At 63.5% G+C, this 255-nt stretch carries 1 protein-coding gene; it reads left to right on the top strand.

The genetic code is table 11. From position 1 onward, the window contains the following. Positions 1-255 (top strand): transposase zinc-binding domain-containing protein (locus C6558_RS39535; protein ID WP_199197168.1); only part of this gene is annotated, 255 nt, incomplete at both ends.

Genomic DNA, 255 nt, shown 5'->3' with positions numbered 1-255 from the left:
CCGCACCGCAGCCCTCGGCGGTCACGTCGAGGCATGCGAGGACTGCGGCCATAGCCGCATCGCCTATAACAGCTGCCGCAATCGTCACTGCCCCAAGTGCCAGGGTGCGGCGGCAAGGGAATGGCTCGCCGCGCGCCAGGCCGATCTGCTGCCCGTCGGCTATTTCCATGTTGTCTTCACGCTACCGGTCGAGGTCGCCGACATCGCCTATCACAACAAGAGGATAATCTATGATCTCCTCTTCCGTGCCGCCTC

It is taken from the genome of Ensifer sp. NM-2, from assembly GCF_003024455.1.
Taxonomy (GTDB): Bacteria; Pseudomonadota; Alphaproteobacteria; order Rhizobiales; family Rhizobiaceae; genus Ensifer; species Ensifer canadensis.
Note: the sequence above shows the minus strand (reverse complement) of the source record. Positions and strands in the feature narration are given on the sequence as shown.